Annotated in this window: 14 protein-coding genes; 7 read left to right on the top strand and 7 right to left on the bottom strand. The window is 51.6% G+C overall.

The annotated features are described in order from the left end of the window. Nucleotides 1-15 precede the first annotated feature (15 nt). The gene (locus ACYVJQ_RS17520) at nt 16-1,518 is read right to left on the bottom strand and encodes a GH3 auxin-responsive promoter family protein (RefSeq protein ID WP_460894408.1); all 1,503 of its coding nucleotides are present in this window, start codon (nt 1,516-1,518) and stop codon (nt 16-18) included. 284 nt (nt 1,519-1,802) lie between these two features. On the opposite strand from ACYVJQ_RS17520, the gene ACYVJQ_RS17515 reads away from it, so the two are divergent. Next, on the top strand, nt 1,803-2,240 hold the full coding sequence (locus ACYVJQ_RS17515; protein WP_460894407.1) for an OsmC family protein: 438 nt from the start codon (nt 1,803-1,805) through the stop codon (nt 2,238-2,240). A 216-nt stretch (nt 2,241-2,456) separates the two neighbouring features. Then, nucleotides 2,457-2,957 carry a hypothetical protein gene (locus ACYVJQ_RS17510; RefSeq protein ID WP_460894406.1) on the top strand — a complete coding sequence of 167 codons (501 nt, stop codon included), beginning with the start codon at nt 2,457-2,459 and terminating at the stop codon, nt 2,955-2,957. Nucleotides 2,958-3,050: 93 nt separating this feature from the next. Here ACYVJQ_RS17510 and ACYVJQ_RS17505 read toward each other — a convergent pair whose 3' ends face one another. The 5 genes from ACYVJQ_RS17505 to ACYVJQ_RS17485 form a co-directional block, all read right to left on the bottom strand. Then, complete coding sequence (locus tag ACYVJQ_RS17505) at nt 3,051-3,689, bottom strand: peroxiredoxin (RefSeq protein ID WP_460894405.1); 639 nt, start codon at nt 3,687-3,689, stop codon at nt 3,051-3,053. 1,110 nt (nt 3,690-4,799) lie between these two features. After that, entirely contained in the window at nt 4,800-5,249 is a 450-nt protein-coding gene (locus tag ACYVJQ_RS17500; protein WP_460894404.1) for an RrF2 family transcriptional regulator, read from the bottom strand. A gap of 23 nt (nt 5,250-5,272) precedes the next feature. Beyond that, the gene (gene dnaA, locus ACYVJQ_RS17495) at nt 5,273-6,697 is read right to left on the bottom strand and encodes a chromosomal replication initiator protein DnaA (protein ID WP_460894403.1); all 1,425 of its coding nucleotides are present in this window, start codon (nt 6,695-6,697) and stop codon (nt 5,273-5,275) included. 95 nt (nt 6,698-6,792) lie between these two features. Further along, nucleotides 6,793-7,728 carry a bifunctional metallophosphatase/5'-nucleotidase gene (locus ACYVJQ_RS17490; RefSeq protein WP_460894402.1) on the bottom strand — a complete coding sequence of 312 codons (936 nt, stop codon included), beginning with the start codon at nt 7,726-7,728 and terminating at the stop codon, nt 6,793-6,795. A 93-nt stretch (nt 7,729-7,821) separates the two neighbouring features. Next, nucleotides 7,822-8,595, bottom strand: a complete 774-nt coding sequence (locus ACYVJQ_RS17485; RefSeq protein WP_460894401.1) for a 5'-nucleotidase C-terminal domain-containing protein — start codon at nt 8,593-8,595, stop codon at nt 7,822-7,824. 634 nt (nt 8,596-9,229) lie between these two features. Here ACYVJQ_RS17485 and ACYVJQ_RS17480 point away from each other — a divergent pair. The 3 genes from ACYVJQ_RS17480 to ACYVJQ_RS17470 all read left to right on the top strand — a co-directional run bounded on the left by ACYVJQ_RS17480 (nt 9,230) and on the right by ACYVJQ_RS17470 (nt 11,165). Beyond that, nucleotides 9,230-9,487 (top strand): hypothetical protein, encoded by a 258-nt coding sequence (locus ACYVJQ_RS17480; RefSeq protein ID WP_460894400.1) that lies wholly within the window; start codon nt 9,230-9,232, stop codon nt 9,485-9,487. A 193-nt stretch (nt 9,488-9,680) separates the two neighbouring features. Further along, nucleotides 9,681-10,628, top strand: a complete 948-nt coding sequence (gene ctlX / locus ACYVJQ_RS17475; RefSeq protein WP_460894399.1) for a citrulline utilization hydrolase CtlX — start codon at nt 9,681-9,683, stop codon at nt 10,626-10,628. A 147-nt stretch (nt 10,629-10,775) separates the two neighbouring features. Continuing rightward, complete coding sequence (locus ACYVJQ_RS17470; protein ID WP_460894398.1) at nt 10,776-11,165, top strand: YkvA family protein; 390 nt, start codon at nt 10,776-10,778, stop codon at nt 11,163-11,165. On the opposite strand, the gene ACYVJQ_RS17465 is transcribed toward ACYVJQ_RS17470, so the two are convergent. Continuing rightward, nucleotides 11,162-11,911 (bottom strand): DUF72 domain-containing protein, encoded by a 750-nt coding sequence (locus tag ACYVJQ_RS17465; protein ID WP_460894397.1) that lies wholly within the window; start codon nt 11,909-11,911, stop codon nt 11,162-11,164. The genes ACYVJQ_RS17470 and ACYVJQ_RS17465 overlap by 4 nt on opposite strands. An 872-nt stretch (nt 11,912-12,783) precedes the next feature. Between ACYVJQ_RS17465 and ACYVJQ_RS17460 the strand changes: the two genes are divergently transcribed. Next, nucleotides 12,784-14,619, top strand: a complete 1,836-nt coding sequence (locus tag ACYVJQ_RS17460; RefSeq protein WP_460894396.1) for a methylmalonyl-CoA mutase family protein — start codon at nt 12,784-12,786, stop codon at nt 14,617-14,619. 286 nt (nt 14,620-14,905) lie between these two features. After that, the gene (gene scpA / locus ACYVJQ_RS17455; RefSeq protein WP_460894395.1) at nt 14,906-17,038 is read left to right on the top strand and encodes a methylmalonyl-CoA mutase; all 2,133 of its coding nucleotides are present in this window, start codon (nt 14,906-14,908) and stop codon (nt 17,036-17,038) included. Nucleotides 17,039-17,298: the final 260 nt, after the last annotated feature.

The raw sequence follows: 17,298 nt of genomic DNA, 5'->3' as shown, positions 1-17,298 counted from the left end.
ATGTCATTTACCTGGCTAAGAGGCAGAGAGCACTTGCAAAAGGCCGTCGGCCAGGGTGCGGTCATTGCTCAAGCGGGGTACCTTGTTCTGCCCGCCCAACTTGCCTTGCCGCTTCATGTATACCTGAAACGCATCTGATGGCAGCGCGGTCACTTGCAAGGTGGCCAGAATATTGCCCGTGATTAGGTCATCATAGTAACTGTTGCGCTTGCGCAGGTGCCAGTTAAGGGCTTTGGCAAACCGCTCAGGTTCCTGCGGGGGTTGGGCAAAAGCCACCAGCCACTCATGATAAGACGGTTCTTCGCCCTGGCTTACAAAAGGCGCCACCGTAAACTCAGTCACGGCCACCTCCGGGAATTCGGCCATGGCATCTTGTAAAGCCCCTTCCACCTCCTCGGCAATAACGTGCTCGCCAAAGGCGGAGATGAAATGCTTGAGACGGCCGCTTACCACCACCTTGTGCGGGAACAGGGAGGTGAACTTGACCGTGTCCCCAATGGAGTAGCCCCAAAGGCCAGCGTTGCTGTTGAGGATGAGCGCGTAATTCACCCCGGTTTTTACCTCGGCCAGCGTGAGGCGGCGAGGATTGGGTTGGTAGAACTCCTCGGCGGGGATGAATTCATAGAAAATACCGCTGTCGGCGAGCAGCAGCAGGCCTGGGTCTTCTTGCGCGTTCTGGAACGCGAAAAAGCCTTCTGAAGCCGGGAACGTCTCAATAGAATCTACGGGACGCCCGATGCTCTCCATCAATTTCGCCCGGTATGGGGCAAAGTTCACGCCGCCGTACACAAACAGGTTAAAGTCCGGAAACACGTCTTTGATCTGCTTGCCAGTGCGTGCCATGATTTTGTCAAAGTACATCTGCACCCACGGCGGAATACCTGAGATCAAGGTCATTTGCTGGCCCAGGGTCTCGTTTACAATGGCGTCTAGCTTGGTTTCCCAATCTTCCAGGATGTTGGTCTGGTAGCTGGGCAATTGATTACCGCGCAGGTAGGCCGGGATATGATGGTTCACAATCCCTGACAACCTACCCGTGTTAATGCCGGCCACTTGTTCCAGCACCGGGCTGCCGCTCAGGAAGATGAGTTTCCCGTCCAGGAACTGGCCTTTGCCGGTTTCATGGATGTAATTAAGCAGCGCGTTCTTGGCGCCGTTGATGTGGTTTGGAATAGAGTCTGGGGTAATAGGGATGTATTTGGTGCCCGAGGTGGTGCCGGATGTCTTGGCGAAGTACAGCGGCAGCCCGGGCCAAAGCACATTGTTCTCTCCGGTTTTGAGACGGTCAAAATAGGGCCGTAGCGCCTCATAATCACGCACCGGTACTGCCTGGTCCAAGTCTTTGGGGGTCTGGATGTCCTTGAAATAGTGGTCTTTCCCGAAGGCCGTGCCCGCCGCTTTCTGGATTAGGCCCTGGAATACCCGCTGCTGGGCCTCGCCGGGCCGCTCCATCCAGTTTTGTTGTCGGGCAACGGTCCAGGCCGCCAATGGTTTACTCAAGAATGATTTTACTCCCATGTAGAATTTTGCTAGTGAAAATCATATCCCTCACGTCCTTAATTGTGGCCGTTTCTTAGGTTTTGCCAGTGAAGGGGGGTAAAGATAGCAATCTTACGCTAGTAACCTCCTGCCGCACGGGCCGACGATGGGTGCCTGATTCTGGCTAAACGGCACTAAACGGGCAAAATGTTTCCAGCAGTGCTTTGCGCTACACCGGGTAAATCGCTTATAAATTGGGCCTGAAGAACCAAATGTCCTTTTTTCTAGTACCTTAAACCTGTTTTAACCTAACATTGAAAACTATGGCAACTACTACTGGTACCGCCGTTTGGCAAGGAGGCCTCAAAGAGGGCAAAGGAACGGTTTCTACCCAAAGCGGCGCATTAGACGCCCGATACTCCTTCGGGTCTCGTTTTGAAGAGGGTGTGTCTGGCACCAACCCAGAAGAATTGGTGGGCGCGGCGCATGCGGGCTGCTTCTCCATGTTTCTAGCCAGCCTGCTGGAAGGCAACGGCACTCCGGCCACTTCTGTGAAAACTGACGCCAAGGTGCTGCTTGGCAAAGACGACACCGGCCCCTTCATCAGAAGAATTGACCTGGTTACGGAAGCCGAAGTACCAGGGCTGTCTAACGATGACCTGCAGAAACTGGCCCAGAAAGCCAAAGAAGGCTGTCCTATCTCCCGGGCACTGGGCGGGGTAAAAGAAATCACGCTTTCTATTTCCCTGAAGGGCGCCTAAGGCTCACCAGGGTTTAGAAGCATGTTTGCCTTTTTCTGGGCTGCTAACGGCCTGGCCAGGCCTGCGTTTCAATTCTTTTGGCAGTATGGCGCGGCTGTGCTGCCAGAAGAACAGGAACGCAGCCCTACCCTTTGTCCTGGTACCTTGGCAAACCAAAATCAAGCAAGCCCCAGCCGGTAGCAATTTTTCACTATATTTGCCCGATAATATTAATGCATGAGATCATTGGCTAGAGTTGGTTTGCGCCCTTCGCGCGACCATAAAATCTCCTTCGGGGTACAGTTGGCACTGGTGCTGCTGTGGATCATTTACAGTTTGTTTCTGATTTTTACAGAGCCCGGCAGCTCTACCAACGACCGCCATTTCATACACTACGTTTTCATGGCGCTGGCCATTGGTTACCTCCTGTTTATCCTGGCCCAGAACACGTCTTTGTTCGGGACCCAGTCTTACCTGGAGATCACACCGGCCTATGTGGTAGAGAAACGAGGGCACTTTAAGAAGAAAACCGCTATTTACCTGCAGGAAGTAACCGGCATTGTGCTGAACAATACGCTGGCCAAATTTAACATGCGGGACGGCAGCCGCTGCCAGATAGACCTGAAACTGGTGAGCAACCGCAAAAGCCAGAATCTGGTGAAAGAGAAACTGATGGAGGTTGCCCAAAAGCATGACATTCCGGTAACCGATAACTCAACTTCTAACCGCCGCCGGTAACCTGTTTCTGGCCTGTTTTGCCAAAAATACCCTTAAAACAGAAACGGCCCCTCTTTGCGGAGGGGCCGTTTCTGTTTTAAACCTTACTGGCTTTTAGTTAAGGTTTGGCTGCGGCGTGGTACGCAGGTAAGGCTTGATGACCTTATGGCCTTTCGGGAATTTAGCCTCTACTTCCTCTTGCTTCACAGACGGCAGAATCACGCAATCCTGGCCGTTCTCCCAGTTGGCGGGGGTTGCCACGCTGTGGTTGGCCGTTAACTGCAAGGAGTCAATCACGCGCAGGATCTCCGCGAAATTACGACCGGTAGAAGCGGGATAGGTAAAGATCAGCTTCACTTTCTTGTCTGGCCCAATCACAAATACTGAGCGCACGGTGAACGTGTCGCTGGCGTTGGGGTGAATCATGTCATACAGGTTAGACACATGACGGTCTGCATCTGCAATGATAGGGAAGTTCACCGTGGTATTCTGGGTTTCGTTGATGTCCTGGATCCAGCCGTGGTGTGAGTCTAGGGGGTCAACGCTCAAGGCAGCCACTTTCACGTTGCGGCGGTCAAACTCATCTTTGATGCGGGCTACCGCGCCCAGTTCAGTGGTACAAACGGGGGTATAATCCCGGGGGTGCGAAAACAGCACGGCCCAGCCATCTCCAATCCACTCATGAAAATGAATGGTGCCTTCTGAAGTCTCTGCCGTGAAATCTGGTGCGATATCGCCTAGTCTTAATGCCATGGTTTTATTTGTTTCGGTGGTAAATGGTGTAGTGTTTTAGGATCTATTTTATCGGTTGTTCCTTTGTTAGAAACACTGTTCAGCCCTTTCAGCTGGATAATCTCTATAGGACCAGTAGACAAATAAAAAAGCTTATTGCCGCAAATCCAACTAAACAGAAAGATAATTATCAAGTTAACAGGAAATGCTACTTTCTTCTTAAACATTAGTAACTGTGCAGATACCATAAAAGGAAAATTTTTAGGGAGATTTGATATTGGGTTTGGTGTTGCTTCACTTAATAAGAGATTGAAAAGAAAAGTCGGTTTGGTGTTTTGGGTCTGTTTTTTGGGAAATGGGACTAGAACGGAAATGACCTGCTTAAGCTCGCCATCCCAACCCCCTACTAAGGGGACAGTATGTGAGGAATGAGGCCCAGGCCTCAGGGAAGTTGGAAACTTCCCGAAATGATAGGTCCAGGCTGGAAACTTGAACCAGGTAGATGTCTGCTGGTGTAAACACCCCTCTGCGCTCCCCTCAAGGGGAGAGTCTGCATTTATTAGGCGGCATTTGGGATTGAGAGGTAATAGTGAGTTTTGAGCATGGTTTCGGGAAAACGTGCCTAAAACGCCAACAACTTCTAACCATAATCTCCATTACGCATTCCCTGATTCCAGTCTTTACTTCGAGCGCCTCGCTTGTGGCCCTGAAACGGTTTAACTAAGAGAGAACTGCAACCCGGCCGCAAGGGCAGTGCGAGGGGGAAAGACGGGGCCCCGCGGCCGTGAGCGCTCGGAGGGAAACCATGAAACAAAAAAGCATAAGGACTTAAGGCGACAGCGCTCACCACGCCAGCAGCAGGCGGAAAGGCGTGGACAAGGTAGGTGCAAATGGAGAGGCAGTCCCGGTCGTTGGTGAGAACACCAACAACGGCCAAGAAACACCAGCAACGGCGAGCAAGGATCAAGAGATAGGCAGACTCCACGCTACCAGATATCGAAACAGGAAAACGAAAAAGCGACTTCACCCTCTATAAAAGCTTCCTTCTCCTCCTAAAAACAAAACTGCTGTTTTGAGCCTATTTCCGTAAAAACAGGCTTAAAACAGCAGTAGAAAGAATATTAAAAAGAATTAAATCTGATTTGCCTCTTCTGCCACTACCAAAGCGGTCACCTTAGAAAAATCAGAAAGAAACGTGGTATCCAGAATCTCACAGGTAGCATCCCGTACCCGTTTCATGAGAAGCCTGATCTCACAGGTAGCCTCATCCACGCATTCCTCACATTTCTTATAATAGAGATGGCTTACGCAGTGCACCGGTGCCAGAGGACCGTCTACCATACGTATCACGTTGCCCACGGAGAGTTGCGCCGGGTCTTTGACCAAGGTATAGCCGCCGTTCTTGCCGCGGGTGCTTTGCACTACCTGCTGTATCTTCAGGTCTACCAGAATGGCTTCCAGGAACTTACGCGGGATGCGCTCGGCGGCGGCTATCTCAGAGATAAGCACCAAACCACGCTCATGTTGCTTCGCTAGGTAGAGAAGCGCTTTTAAGGCGTACTTGGCTTTTTTTGAAATCATAGGGTGTGAGAGAAAACGCGTTATTAAACCGCCTTCACCTTGAACTTCTTCTGTAGCTCCTGAATAGAAGCCTTGAATTTCTTGTCGGTATCAATCAGGTCAGACACCGTCTGCACCGAGTGGATGACCGTAGAGTGGTCGCGGCCGCCAAAATGGTAGCCTATAGACTTTAACGAGTGGCTGGTAAACTCTTTGGCGAAGTACATGGCCACCTGACGCGCCGTCACAATTTCTTTCTTGCGGGTCTTGGCTTTCAAGGAATCCAGGGTCACCTGGAAATACTCGGCTACGGTTTTCTGGATGAAATCCAGGTTTACTTCGGTCTCCACATCTTCAATGATGTGCTTGAGCGCCGATTTGGCCAGTTCCAGATCAATCTCTTTGCGGTTCAAGGAGGACTGCGCTATTAACGAAATCAACACGCCTTCCAGTTCCCGCACGTTAGTGTCTACGCTGTAGGCCAGGTACTCAATCACATTGTCCGGGATGTGAATACCGTCACTCTGCATCTTCTTGTAGATGATGGCCATACGCGTCTCAAAGTCCGGGCTCTGCAAATCTGCCGTAAGGCCCCACTTGAAACGGGACAACAGACGCTCTTCCAGGCCTTTCAGGTCACGGGGCGGGCAGTCTGAGGTCATCACAATCTGCTTGCCGCTTTGGTGCAGGTGGTTGAAGATGTGGAAGAACATCTCCTGGGTTTTCTCTTTGCCGCTCAGGAACTGCACGTCATCGATGATGAGAATATCTACCAACAGGTAGAAATTGGCGAAGTCCTGGACGTTGTTGGTCTTGAGCGACTCAATGAACTGGTTCACGAATTTCTCAGAAGACACGTAGAGCACAAACTTATCTGGATTGTTGCTCTTGATGTGGTTACCAATGGCTTGCACCAGGTGGGTTTTGCCCAGCCCTACGCCGCCATACACCATTAAAGGGTTGAAAGACGTGGTACCTGGTTTATTAGCGACGGCATAGCCGGCTGAACGTGCTAATCTATTGCAGTCGCCTTCAATGTAGTTCTCAAAGGTATAGCTCTGGTTGAGCTGGGAGTTGAAGAAGTGCCGGTCAATGGCTTTCGACTCAAACGGGTTCTTCAGGAAAGAGCGCTCCGGGCTGTAAGAATTAGCCACGGCGGCGGGCACCTTCTTGGTAGGGATGTTTACCGTCTGGGGCTTACTATGGTCGTTGCCCTGGTCAACAATAATAGAATACTCCAGGCGGCCCTCTGAGCCCAGTTCCTGGAACACCACTTTCTTAAGCAGACCTACATAATGCTCTTCCAGCCACTCATAGAAGAATTGGCTGGGCACTTGTATGGTGAGCACGTTGCCAGTCAGAGACAAAGGCACGATCGGCTCGAACCACGTTTTGTAGCTCTGCTCGCCTATGTTGTCCCTGATAACTTGTAAACAGTTATGCCAGACGGTTGTACAGTCTTTTACCATTAACATCGCTTCTTCCAATCCCGCTTTTTTGAGTGTCTAAAATTTCCAGAGGGCTACAAAAATGAAAAAAAACTCTTGAACAAAAAACTTGAACCTTATGAAATATTGACACTATTATCCAAAGGCAGAACAGAGGCCGTAGTGGCTGTTTTTGTTTTCTTCTTTCTGTCAAATGTAAAGTCTATGCGGCCTAAATTGATGCCCGACCAACCCACTTGGTTCACCAGCGTCACGTGTCCGCTGGGGTGAGTCACGCGGTCTGGCTCATCTAAGAATGTATGGGTGTGACCGCCAATGATCAGGTCAATGCCGCTTACCTGGGTAGCCAGTTTCACGTCGTCAATTTTCTGATACTCATACTTATAACCCAAGTGCGACAGGCAGATGACCAGGTCTACTTTCTCCTGCTCCTTTAAAATCTTCACCATTTTCTGGGCCGTGGCCACGGGGTCTAGGTATTTGGTGTTGCCGTAGTTGTTGTCTGCCACAATACCGGACAGCTGAATACCCAACCCAAACACGCCAATCTTAAGCCCTTCTTTCTGGAACACCTTATAAGGCTTGAAACGCCCCTGCAGAATGGTGTCTGTAAAGTCATAATTGGCGATGATGAACGGGAACCCCGCGTTTGGCAACTGCTTCTGCAGACCTTCCAGGCCGTTGTCAAAATCATGGTTTCCCAGGGTGGCGGCGTCATAGCCCATCTGGGTCATGAGCTTGTACTCCAGTTCGCCCCCGAAGAAGTTGAAGTAGGGCGTTCCCTGCCAGATGTCACCGGCATCCAGCAACAGCACATTAGGTTCCTGCGCCCTGATCTGCTTTACCAGTGTAGCTCTTCGGGCCATGCCGCCCATACCACCGTTTTTGCGCCCGTCATTAGGAAACGGGTCAATGCGCGAGTGCATGTCATTGGTGTGCAGAATAGTCAGTTTAATAGAGGTCGCGGCGGCGCTACCAATACTTGGTAAGCCCAACACCGCCAAACCAGCCGTCCCGGCCAAGGTACTCTTTATAAAATCCCTGCGTTTCATTTTCTTTGGATATACTAGATGTTGGATGTTAGATTTTAGACTGCTCCTTGAAAGCCTCTAAAAATCTAGCATCTAACATCTATTGTCTAACATCTAATTCAGCACTTTTACGCGACCGTCTTTCTCAGCGGAAATAGTCTTGCCTTGGGCGTTGCGTTGCTTTATCTCTTTCATGATGGCATCCCGGGCCAGTAAGCCCACTTGCTCTGTCTTAAGGGCTTTCTTCAGAAAGCTCATGTTGTCGCCGCCGTTGGCTAAGTAATCTGAGATAGCAATGGTGTAGGTTTTGGAGGGATCAAAAGGCTTTTGATCAATGAAGATGCTCTCTACCTTACCGTTACGCATGGTGTAAGTGGCATTGGCCACAGACAATATCTGGGTGCGGGCGGCAAAATCAAACATCTCCTGCACCGTCTGCCCCGGAAGGGTCAAGACAAGCAATTCATTTTCAAAGGGCATCAGTTCAAAGACATCACCTACGGTGATTGGGCCTTTGTCTATGGGGTTGCGCAGGCTTCCGCTGGTCACGGCCCCCATGTCTATGGGCTTTTTGTATACCGCCATGGATTGGGTACGGGTAAGGTCGGCCACGAAATTTCCCAGGGCAGATTCAATGACTCCTTTTTCCAGGGCAATAGGTGCCTGCCCTACTACCTCGTTCATGGTTTGGTCTACGCGGGTGCGGTAAGGGATAATTGTTTTTTCGGCGGTTGGGTCTGCCGCCACCTGCATGTTCACCGGTATATCGGTTGGGTTACCCAGCTGCGCCGAGGGGGTAAGGGGCCGTTGACAGCCAGTGGTGGCTAAGGCTACCCCCAGGCCCAGGGCTACAAATCGGGCCGAAAAACTAGTCAAAAAAAATTTCATGTTGTAAATACTGATTTGCTCAAAGATACGCCTGCCTTTGGTAAAAACCCAAAGTGCCTTAGACACCGCTCACAGAGGATTGGCCGTTAAATAATACCAAAACGGTCATAAACCGGCAAACGGTTCCCAATATAACCACTTGACAATGAAGCAGTTTTTCACTATACTTGTTCAATACCGGTAGTTAGCCGGTGGTTAATGGTTTTTCTGCCTGAACACCCATGCTACAGCTTTACCTGGAGATAGGCCACGTACAATGGCACAAGGCGTTGGCCCTGTCAGGGCTTATGCCTAAGGCGGAAAATCACCAGAAGATACCCGCCTACCAGAAGGCCAGAAAGCCTGGCAATTGGCGCCTGCCGTTATCTTCACCAGAGTCCTTTCAAAGGCCTTCTCATGATTCGCCGCAGGTGACAGGCTGGGTTGACAGCGGGACCTCCTTCCCCTTTTCCCGTACCGCGCCACCTGGGCCGGCCTGCTTTTCCGGCGGGCCTTCATGACGCCAACTATACTTATTGCTTAGGATCCCCGTTAATTCAGTACACCGCCTTCTATTACTGAGAGGCCAGAATTCAAAAACCGTTCCACGCGTATTGCCCAAGGGCGAATTACCTTTACCACCGTTCCAGAAACCATGAGCATTTCTTACCTGCAGTACAGCAAATTCATTCTCCTTAAAGTTAGTTTTGACGTGGCCTTGTTTGAGAAAGAACTCAGAAAATGCCTGCGGTTGTTACTCACCCATGAGATAAGAGAACTGAAACGCTGGTGCCGGGCCACCTTCCCAAAGAGCTTCAGAAACATTATGGGCCGCTGCTTCCGTTATTTCTGGCGTATAAAAGCCATATCCTTTAAAAAGGGGACCCCGCCCGCAACACCTGCCGAGGGGTAATTCCCAACCAAGATATTTACCAACCCTTTTTACCTTTTAGGTCTATCCCGTTTTGGGGCCGTTTTTCAGAAAACAGCCCCAAAACGGTTTTTCATTTTTACCCCGACCTAAAGCTACCCAGCGGGCATTTTTCCTAAACGGGGTTTCTTTAATTGGCGTATCTTGCGGGTAACTTGCTTGAACAGGCCCCGCCATGGAAACCAACCAACTCCCTACCCACCCTGATTACCCTTTAGCCACCCAGGTACTGCTGGTGCGCCCATCGGCCTTTGGGGCGAACCCAGAGACCGCCGCCTCCAACGCTTTTCAGCAGGAAGTACCGGCGGGCGCCGAAGAGAAAGTGCAGCAAAAGGCGTTAGACGAGTTTAACCAGTTCTTGCTCAAGCTCTGGGCCGCGCGAGTAGACGCCGTAGTGGTCAATGACCCTGAAACGCCCTCTACCCCAGACGCCATTTTCCCCAACAACTGGATCTCCTTCCATAAAGGAGGCAAAGTAGTGCTCTACCCCATGTTCTCCCCTATCCGCCGCCAGGAACGCCACCCGGAATTGCTGGCCCAGTTACAGGAAGAGCACGGCTTGCCCTTCACTGAAGTCATAGACCTCACCTATTTTGAAAAAGAAGGCAAGTTTCTGGAAGGCACCGGTAGCCTGGTGCTGGACCGCCAACATAAAATCGCCTATGCCTGCCTCTCTGACCGCACCCACCCAGAGCCGCTGCAAGTGTTCTGCGAGAAAATGGGATACCGCCCTGTGGCGTTTCACGGTGTAGATAGCAATAACCTGCCCATTTACCACACCAACGTAATAATGAGCATTGGCGTAGACTTCGCGCTTGTGTGCCTGGAGGCGATACCTGATGAAGCCGAACAAGGCCTTTTACTGGAAGCACTGGTAGATACCGGCAAGGAGATCATTGACCTGAGCCTGGCGCAGGTAAAGAAGATGGCGGGCAACATGTTGCAGGTCCGGAACAAGGCCGGCGAGCCTGTATTGATCATGTCTGAGAAAGGCTATAAGGCCCTGCGCAAAGACCAGTTTGAAGAACTCAACCGCCTCACCAAAATGGTCCGCGCCGACCTAAGAACCATTGAGGCCCACGGCGGCGGAAGCGCCCGGTGTATGCTGGCGGAGATTTTTTAATTGTTGATTGTTAATTGCTGATTGTTCGAATTTGATCAACAGCTGACAATTAACAATCAACAATGAACAATCCGTTTACAGCCTGTTTTCTGAAAAGTAGGCTTAAAACGCTTTTCGTTTTTTTTAGGGCACTAACCTCCATAAAGAATGTGGCAACAACTGAAAGCGTGGGCCAAACGGTTAAAGGCCGATATCAAGGCCCTGGCGCTGGCGCTTGGCGATGCGCGGGTGCCTTTTTTGGCCAAGCTTGTGGCTAGTATCACGGTTGCCTACGCCTTAAGCCCCATTGACCTTATCCCCGATTTCATTCCCATACTTGGCTACCTGGACGACTTATTGCTTTTACCACTGGGCATCTGGCTTTCCATTAAATTAATTCCACCGCCCCTACTGGAGGAGTTCAGACAGCGGGTGGCGCAGGAAGGCAGTCTTCCACTCGGGAAAAACCGAATTGCCGCTGCGGTCATCATTTTCCTGTGGCTTGTGGCGGCCTGGTGGGCGGGACAATGGGCCTGGCACCTCTACCAGCACAGCTAAAGATTCAGGAGGAGCTGCCTAAGCTTCTGGGCATCTACCGTGGCATTGCCGCCAATGGTGTTGTTGAAAAAGCACCACACCGTTTTCTCGTCTAACAGCCAATCCTGCGCCATGTAGGCAAACCGTTCCAGTTCCTCCTCGGGGTAAGATCCGCGGTAAAGTTGCTCATGGCCATGCAGCCGCATGTAGACCGTATTGGTGGTAGAGGTAGCCAGGGCGGGCCATTTCTTTCCGGCACTAATCACCACCAGCGTAATATTGAATTCTTCCAGCAGTTCCAGCACTTCCTCGGCATGCCAGGAGGCGTGGCGCACTTCCAGGGCAAACACCGTGTTTGGGTAGAGTTTCCGGAGCAGGGTGAAGAAATGCTTCGCGATGAGCTCATTGTAGTGGAAAGAGCCCGGCAACTGTACCAGCACCGGCCCTAAGCGGTCACCCATCAGCAGGAAACGGTCCATCCATTTTCTAAGCGGCTCCTCTACATTCTGCAGCCGGCTTTCATGCGTAATGGAGCGGTGCAATTTGGGCGCGAACTTAAAATGCGGCGGGGTGATTTCCAGCCATTTCAGGATGGTCTTTTCCATGGTGAAATGGTAGAAACTGCTGTTGACCTCGGTGCAGTTGAAGTGCTGCGCATAAAATGGCAACATCTCCGCTGATTTTATGTCTTCCGGGTAGAAGATGCCTTTCCAGGCGTAGCTGTACCCAGAGGTACCTATGTATAATTTATCTTCTGCGATGTCCATGAAGAGTAGAGACGGAGTTTACTCGGTTATGGTTTCTAGAATAGCCGCGGCGGATGAAGAACATGGTTTGTTTAGTAGCTTAGGCCTTTAGATTTGAATTAAGGAAAGTCTTGGTACGATTGATCTGCAAGAGTAGTCATCCCCTACCCCCTTCACAGGGGGACGATAGGCGTAAAGTGAGGCCCAGGCCTCAGGGAAGTTGAAAACTTCCCAAATGGTGGGTCCAAGTTGGAAACTTGAACCAGAAAAGACATACTGATGTAAACACCCCTCTTAATCTCCCCTCAAGGGGAGAGTCTGCGCTTAGTAAGCGGTACTGGAAATTGTCAGGCAGTAGTGCGTTTCGAGGCTGCTTTTGGAAAAACATGCCCAAAACGCCAACAGCCCCAATGCGGTCATTAAAGAACATCATCCCCACGTATTTCCCAATTCCAGTCTTTACTTCGAGCGCCTCGCTTGTGGCCATAGAAAGACTATAGCTAAGAGCAGATTACAGCTAGGCCGCAAGGGCAGTGCGAGGGGGAAAGACGGGGCCCCGCGGCCGTGAGCGCTCGGAGGGAAACTATGCAACTGAAAAGCATAAGGGCTTAAGGCAAGAACAGGCACCACGCCAGCAGCAGGCGGAAAGGCGTGCACAAATTCAAACAATAGCAACCAGCGAAATGCCCTATCTAAAAGAAAAGAATACCAAGAGGATTAAGCCCACTCAATAGAACCTAGATACCGAATTCAATTAAATCTTCCTCCCCCACTACCTCTTTCTAACCCATAATTACCCAAACCCACCCAAAACGGCTGGCTGATTTCCGTTGGTAGCCGTAGAACAGTTCAGCCAAAAAGCTATATTTACTCTTTCATTCGCTTGCAATTGTATGACAGAAATCCCCTCTTCAGAGGCTTTATTCCCAGAGTTTGAGCCAGTAACCGCCGAGCAGTGGGCCTCTAAAATAAAACAAGATTTAAAAGGCGCTGATCCCGCAGACCTGCAGTGGCAAAGCTATGAGGGGATTGGCATTGCCCCATTTTATACCAAAGAAGATCTCCCTGCTGACCCAGCCTATGCCTCCAGGCCAGGGCAATTCCCTTACCTGCGCACTGCCAAGAAAACGAGCAACAACTGGCTGAACCTGCAGGCCATCCACGCCACCGGCAAGGGCCACGAGGCCGTAGACAAAGCCGCCGATGTGCTGACCCGCGGGGCAGACGGTATCCATTTCATTATTATGAATGGGTTTGAGTTTGACTGCGATTACCTGATCCAGCACCTGGACCTGACCAAGGTGCCCGTCTCTTATACCGTTTCCACGGAAGCGGCTAATTTTCTGCACCACCTCATTACCGGGTTAAGAAGACAAGGCATAAACCTTAGCCAGTTGCAGGGCTTCCTCAAATGTGCGCCAATCATGTCTTCAGAAAGCTACAAGCTGCTGGACATGGACCACGCAAGACATTTGTTGGAGCAGTCGCTGGACGCAGACCAATTTTACGCCCTTACCATCAATGGCTCCCATTTCAGTAACAAAGGCGCCACGCTGGTACAGGAAATCGCCATTACCCTGGCCATTGCCGTCTGTTACACCAATGGGTTAACGCATGAGATCTTGCCGGTAGAGCGCATTTTACAGAACATGCAGTTCCACCTCACCGCCGGCACCAACTATTTCTTTGAGATAGCCAAGCTGCGCGCCGCGCGCCTGCTCTGGGCCAAAGTGGTGGAAGCCTACAAAGCCCCAAAAGAAGTGGCCGGCGCGCTGCGCATACACGTATCTACCTCCCGGTGGCACCAGGCCACGCTGGACCCACATACTAATTTACTGCGCCACACTACCCAAATGATGAGTGCCATTATTGGCGGCGCCGATTCAGTGGAAGTAGAACCGTTTGACAGTACTTTTAGGGAAAACAACGCCTTTAGTGAGCGTATTGCCCGCAACATCCCCATCATTCTCAAAGAAGAGGCCTACCTTGACCAGGCCATTGACCCCGCCGCCGGCTCTTACTATCTAGAGCACCTCACCCAGGAAATAGCCGAAAAGGCCTGGGCCCTGTTCCAGGAAATTGAAGGGTATGGCGGGTTTCTGGCGGCCTCTGCTGCTGGTTTCATCCAAGATCTGATCAAAGAAACCAGCCACCAGAAGTTCAAGGACATTGCCACTGGCAAAGAAGTCATCCTGGGTACCAATAAATACCCCAATCCCAATGAGCAGCATGATTTTGACCCTGAAAACCTGATCCAGAGCAAGCAGTTTGACAGCACCCGTGCCTCCTACTCCTATGAAGTGATGCGGTTGGCCACGGAACTGCATTTCCGGAAGAAAAAACGTCGCCCGCATGCGTTGGTGGTCCATTTGGGGAATGCCCTCCAGGAAAATATCCATGCCTCTTTTGCGCGCGAGTTTTTTACCTGTTCTGGCTTCACTACCCAAGTATTGAAGGTGAATTCGGTGCAAGAAGCCTTGGCCCAGGTAAAACCTTTAGATGCCCAGGTGATTGTGATGGCTACTCCAGAACAGGCGTTTGCAGACTTCGCGGAGGAGTTCGCCAAAGGCATGCGCACCCAGCACCAGGAAAGCCCTGCCTTGATTCTAGCGGATAATCCCCTGCACCTGAAAGATGAACTGAAGGCCCATGGCTTTGATGAATTCCTTTTCCAAGGCTGTGACACAAAAGAAATCATCACCCGCATACAGGAACGGCTGGGCGCGTAGCGCCTAGTCCTGAGTCCTGAGTTCTGAGTTTTGAGTCCTGAGTCACTCTCCCCTCTTGTCATCCTGAAAGGAACTTGTAGGCGAACTAAACAGGCTGAAGCGATGAAACAATTTTACAACTTAGTCTTAGGTCAGTCGAAAAGTACAGTGGTTTGCATGTGGCCGCCTAAATTACAGCTGATCCGCAAGGTACTTTCAGGATGACAAAGAAGAAAGCGACGCACCTAATTATGACAACATCCGCAGGAGCCTTTTTTCTTGATTCTTGCAACTTGACACCAACCCTATGAAACCAGATTTCACTAAGATACCTTTTACGTTTCAGGGCTCTTTTTCAGAAAACAGGCCCAAAACGGAACCTAAAAGCTGGAAAACCGCCGAGCGCCTGCCGTTGCAGAACTTCTACACCAAGGAAGACACAGCCGGCTTTGAGCACCTGGACTTTGCCGCCGGTTTGCCGCCCTACCTGCGAGGACCGTACAGCACCATGTACGTCAAGAATCCCTGGACCATCCGGCAGTACGCCGGCTTCAGTACCGCCGAAGAGTCCAACGCCTTCTACCGCCGCAACCTGGCGGCCGGGCAGAAAGGACTCTCAGTGGCCTTTGACCTAGCCACGCACCGAGGCTATGACTCTGACCATCCGCGCGTGGTAGGTGATGTGGGCAAGGCCGGCGTGGCGATCGACTCCATCCTGGACATGAAGATTCTGTTTGACCAGATTCCGCTGGACCAGATGAGCGTGTCTATGACCATGAACGGGGCGGTATTGCCTATTCTGGCGTTCTACATTGTGGCGGCAGAGGAACAGGGCGTACAACCGGAGCAGTTGAGCGGCACCATTCAGAATGATATCCTGAAGGAGTTTATGGTGCGCAACACCTACATCTATCCGCCGGAGCCCAGCATGAAGATTATAGCGGATATCTTCGCGTACACCTCCCAGCACATGCCCAAATTCAACTCCATCTCCATCTCGGGCTACCACATGCAGGAAGCCGGGGCCACGGCCGATTTGGAGTTGGCCTACACCCTGGCAGACGGCTTGGAATATGTGCGCACCGGTTTGGCCGCAGGTATGGACATTGACACTTTCGCGCCGCGTCTGTCGTTCTTCTGGGCCATTGGTATGAACCACTTCATGGAGATTGCCAAGATGCGCGCCGCCCGTATGCTGTGGGCCAAACTCATCAAGCAGTTCAACCCTAAGAGCGATAAGTCCCTGGCCCTGCGCACGCACTGCCAAACCAGTGGCTGGAGCCTCACCGAACAGGACCCGTTCAACAACGTGGCCCGCACCACCGTGGAGGCCCTGGCCGCCGCTTTGGGCGGAACCCAGAGCCTGCACACCAACGCCCTGGACGAGGCCATTGCCCTACCCACTGATTTTTCGGCGCGCATTGCCCGTAACACCCAGATTTACCTGCAACAGGAAACGCACATTACCAAGACCGTAGACCCCTGGGGCGGCTCTTATTACGTGGAGGGCCTCACCCACCAACTCGCGCACCGCGCCTGGGATTTGATCCAGGAGGTGGAACGCCTGGGTGGCATGGCCAAAGCTATTGAAACCGGGCTCCCTAAAATGCGCATTGAAGAAGCTGCCGCGCGCAAACAGGCGCGCATTGATGCCGGCAAAGACGTGATTGTGGGCGTGAATAAATACAAACCAGAATCTGAGGAGAAACTGGAGATCCTGGACATTGACAACACCGCCGTCCGCGAATCACAGTTAGCCCGCCTGGCGCACCTGCGCGAAAACCGCGATGACGCCGCCGTCTTCGCCGCCATGGACGCTTTGACCAACGCCGCCGAGACCGGTGAGGGTAACCTGCTGGAACTGGCCGTGCAGGCCGCCCGCGTGCGTTGCAGTCTGGGCGAGATCTCCTATGCCTTAGAAAAAGTATTCGGCCGTCACCGGGCCACCATCAGATCCATATCAGGCGTGTACAGTTCAGAGATTTCAGACGATGAGAACTTCGGCAAGGCCCAGGCCCTCGCTGATCAATTTGCTACCCAGGAAGGCCGTCGGCCCCGTATCATGGTGGCCAAGATGGGCCAGGATGGCCACGACCGTGGTTCTAAAGTCATTGCCACCTCCTTCGCAGATCTAGGCTTTGACGTGGACCTAGGCCCATTGTTCCAAACTCCAGAGGAAGTAGCGCTGCAAGCCGCCGAAAATGACGTGCACGTGGTGGGGGTCAGCAGCTTGGCTGCCGGCCACAAAACGTTGATTCCTTCCCTTATTGCTGAATTGAAAAAACTAGGCCGCGAGGACATAATGGTTATTGCCGGTGGGGTAATACCCGCCCAAGACTACCAGTTCCTGTATGATGCGGGCGTAGCAGGCGTGTTCGGACCAGGTACGGTGATTAGCGTAGCTGCGCAGGACATTCTGGAGAAGTTGCTGAAAGCGTAGTTATTGCCTAGCGAGTCTGGAGAACCGCGCCAGGTTTTAAGTAGCGTTTTGGGCCTGTTTTTCCAAAAACGCCTCTAAAACAGAGTCTTTCTTTCCCGCCCCTAATCCCTGAAAAAAGAAGTTTTCAGGGATTAGGGGCGGGATTTTCATTTCCTGACCTTCAATTATTAGGTCTCACCCCTCTATTTGAGTTACTCACTCACCTTCAACCACTTACCACTAGGTAGTTTTTCGTTAAAAAGTGTTAAAACTTAAATAAT

This window comes from Rufibacter soli, assembly GCF_054781795.1.
The sequence above is the reverse complement of the archived record's forward strand: the minus strand, read 5'-3'. Positions and strand labels throughout refer to the sequence as shown.

Bases quoted from the DNA above. Each gene is read 5' to 3' on its own strand.
- ACYVJQ_RS17465 (WP_460894397.1), bottom strand. From the start codon at position 11,911: ATGGACATCGCAGAAGATAAATTATACATAGGTACCTCTGGGTACAGC.
- ACYVJQ_RS17510 (WP_460894406.1), top strand. From the start codon at position 2,457: ATGAGATCATTGGCTAGAGTTGGTTTGCGCCCTTCGCGCGACCATAAA.
- scpA (WP_460894395.1), top strand. From the start codon at position 14,906: ATGAAACCAGATTTCACTAAGATACCTTTTACGTTTCAGGGCTCTTTT.
- ACYVJQ_RS17520 (WP_460894408.1), bottom strand. From the start codon at position 1,518: ATGGGAGTAAAATCATTCTTGAGTAAACCATTGGCGGCCTGGACCGTT.
- ACYVJQ_RS17460 (WP_460894396.1), top strand. From the start codon at position 12,784: ATGACAGAAATCCCCTCTTCAGAGGCTTTATTCCCAGAGTTTGAGCCA.
- dnaA (WP_460894403.1), bottom strand. From the start codon at position 6,697: ATGGTAAAAGACTGTACAACCGTCTGGCATAACTGTTTACAAGTTATC.
- ACYVJQ_RS17515 (WP_460894407.1), top strand. From the start codon at position 1,803: ATGGCAACTACTACTGGTACCGCCGTTTGGCAAGGAGGCCTCAAAGAG.
- ctlX (WP_460894399.1), top strand. From the start codon at position 9,681: ATGGAAACCAACCAACTCCCTACCCACCCTGATTACCCTTTAGCCACC.
- ACYVJQ_RS17500 (WP_460894404.1), bottom strand. From the start codon at position 5,249: ATGATTTCAAAAAAAGCCAAGTACGCCTTAAAAGCGCTTCTCTACCTA.
- ACYVJQ_RS17480 (WP_460894400.1), top strand. From the start codon at position 9,230: ATGAGCATTTCTTACCTGCAGTACAGCAAATTCATTCTCCTTAAAGTT.
- ACYVJQ_RS17505 (WP_460894405.1), bottom strand. From the start codon at position 3,689: ATGGCATTAAGACTAGGCGATATCGCACCAGATTTCACGGCAGAGACT.
- ACYVJQ_RS17485 (WP_460894401.1), bottom strand. From the start codon at position 8,595: ATGAAATTTTTTTTGACTAGTTTTTCGGCCCGATTTGTAGCCCTGGGC.
- ACYVJQ_RS17490 (WP_460894402.1), bottom strand. From the start codon at position 7,728: ATGAAACGCAGGGATTTTATAAAGAGTACCTTGGCCGGGACGGCTGGT.
- ACYVJQ_RS17470 (WP_460894398.1), top strand. From the start codon at position 10,776: ATGTGGCAACAACTGAAAGCGTGGGCCAAACGGTTAAAGGCCGATATC.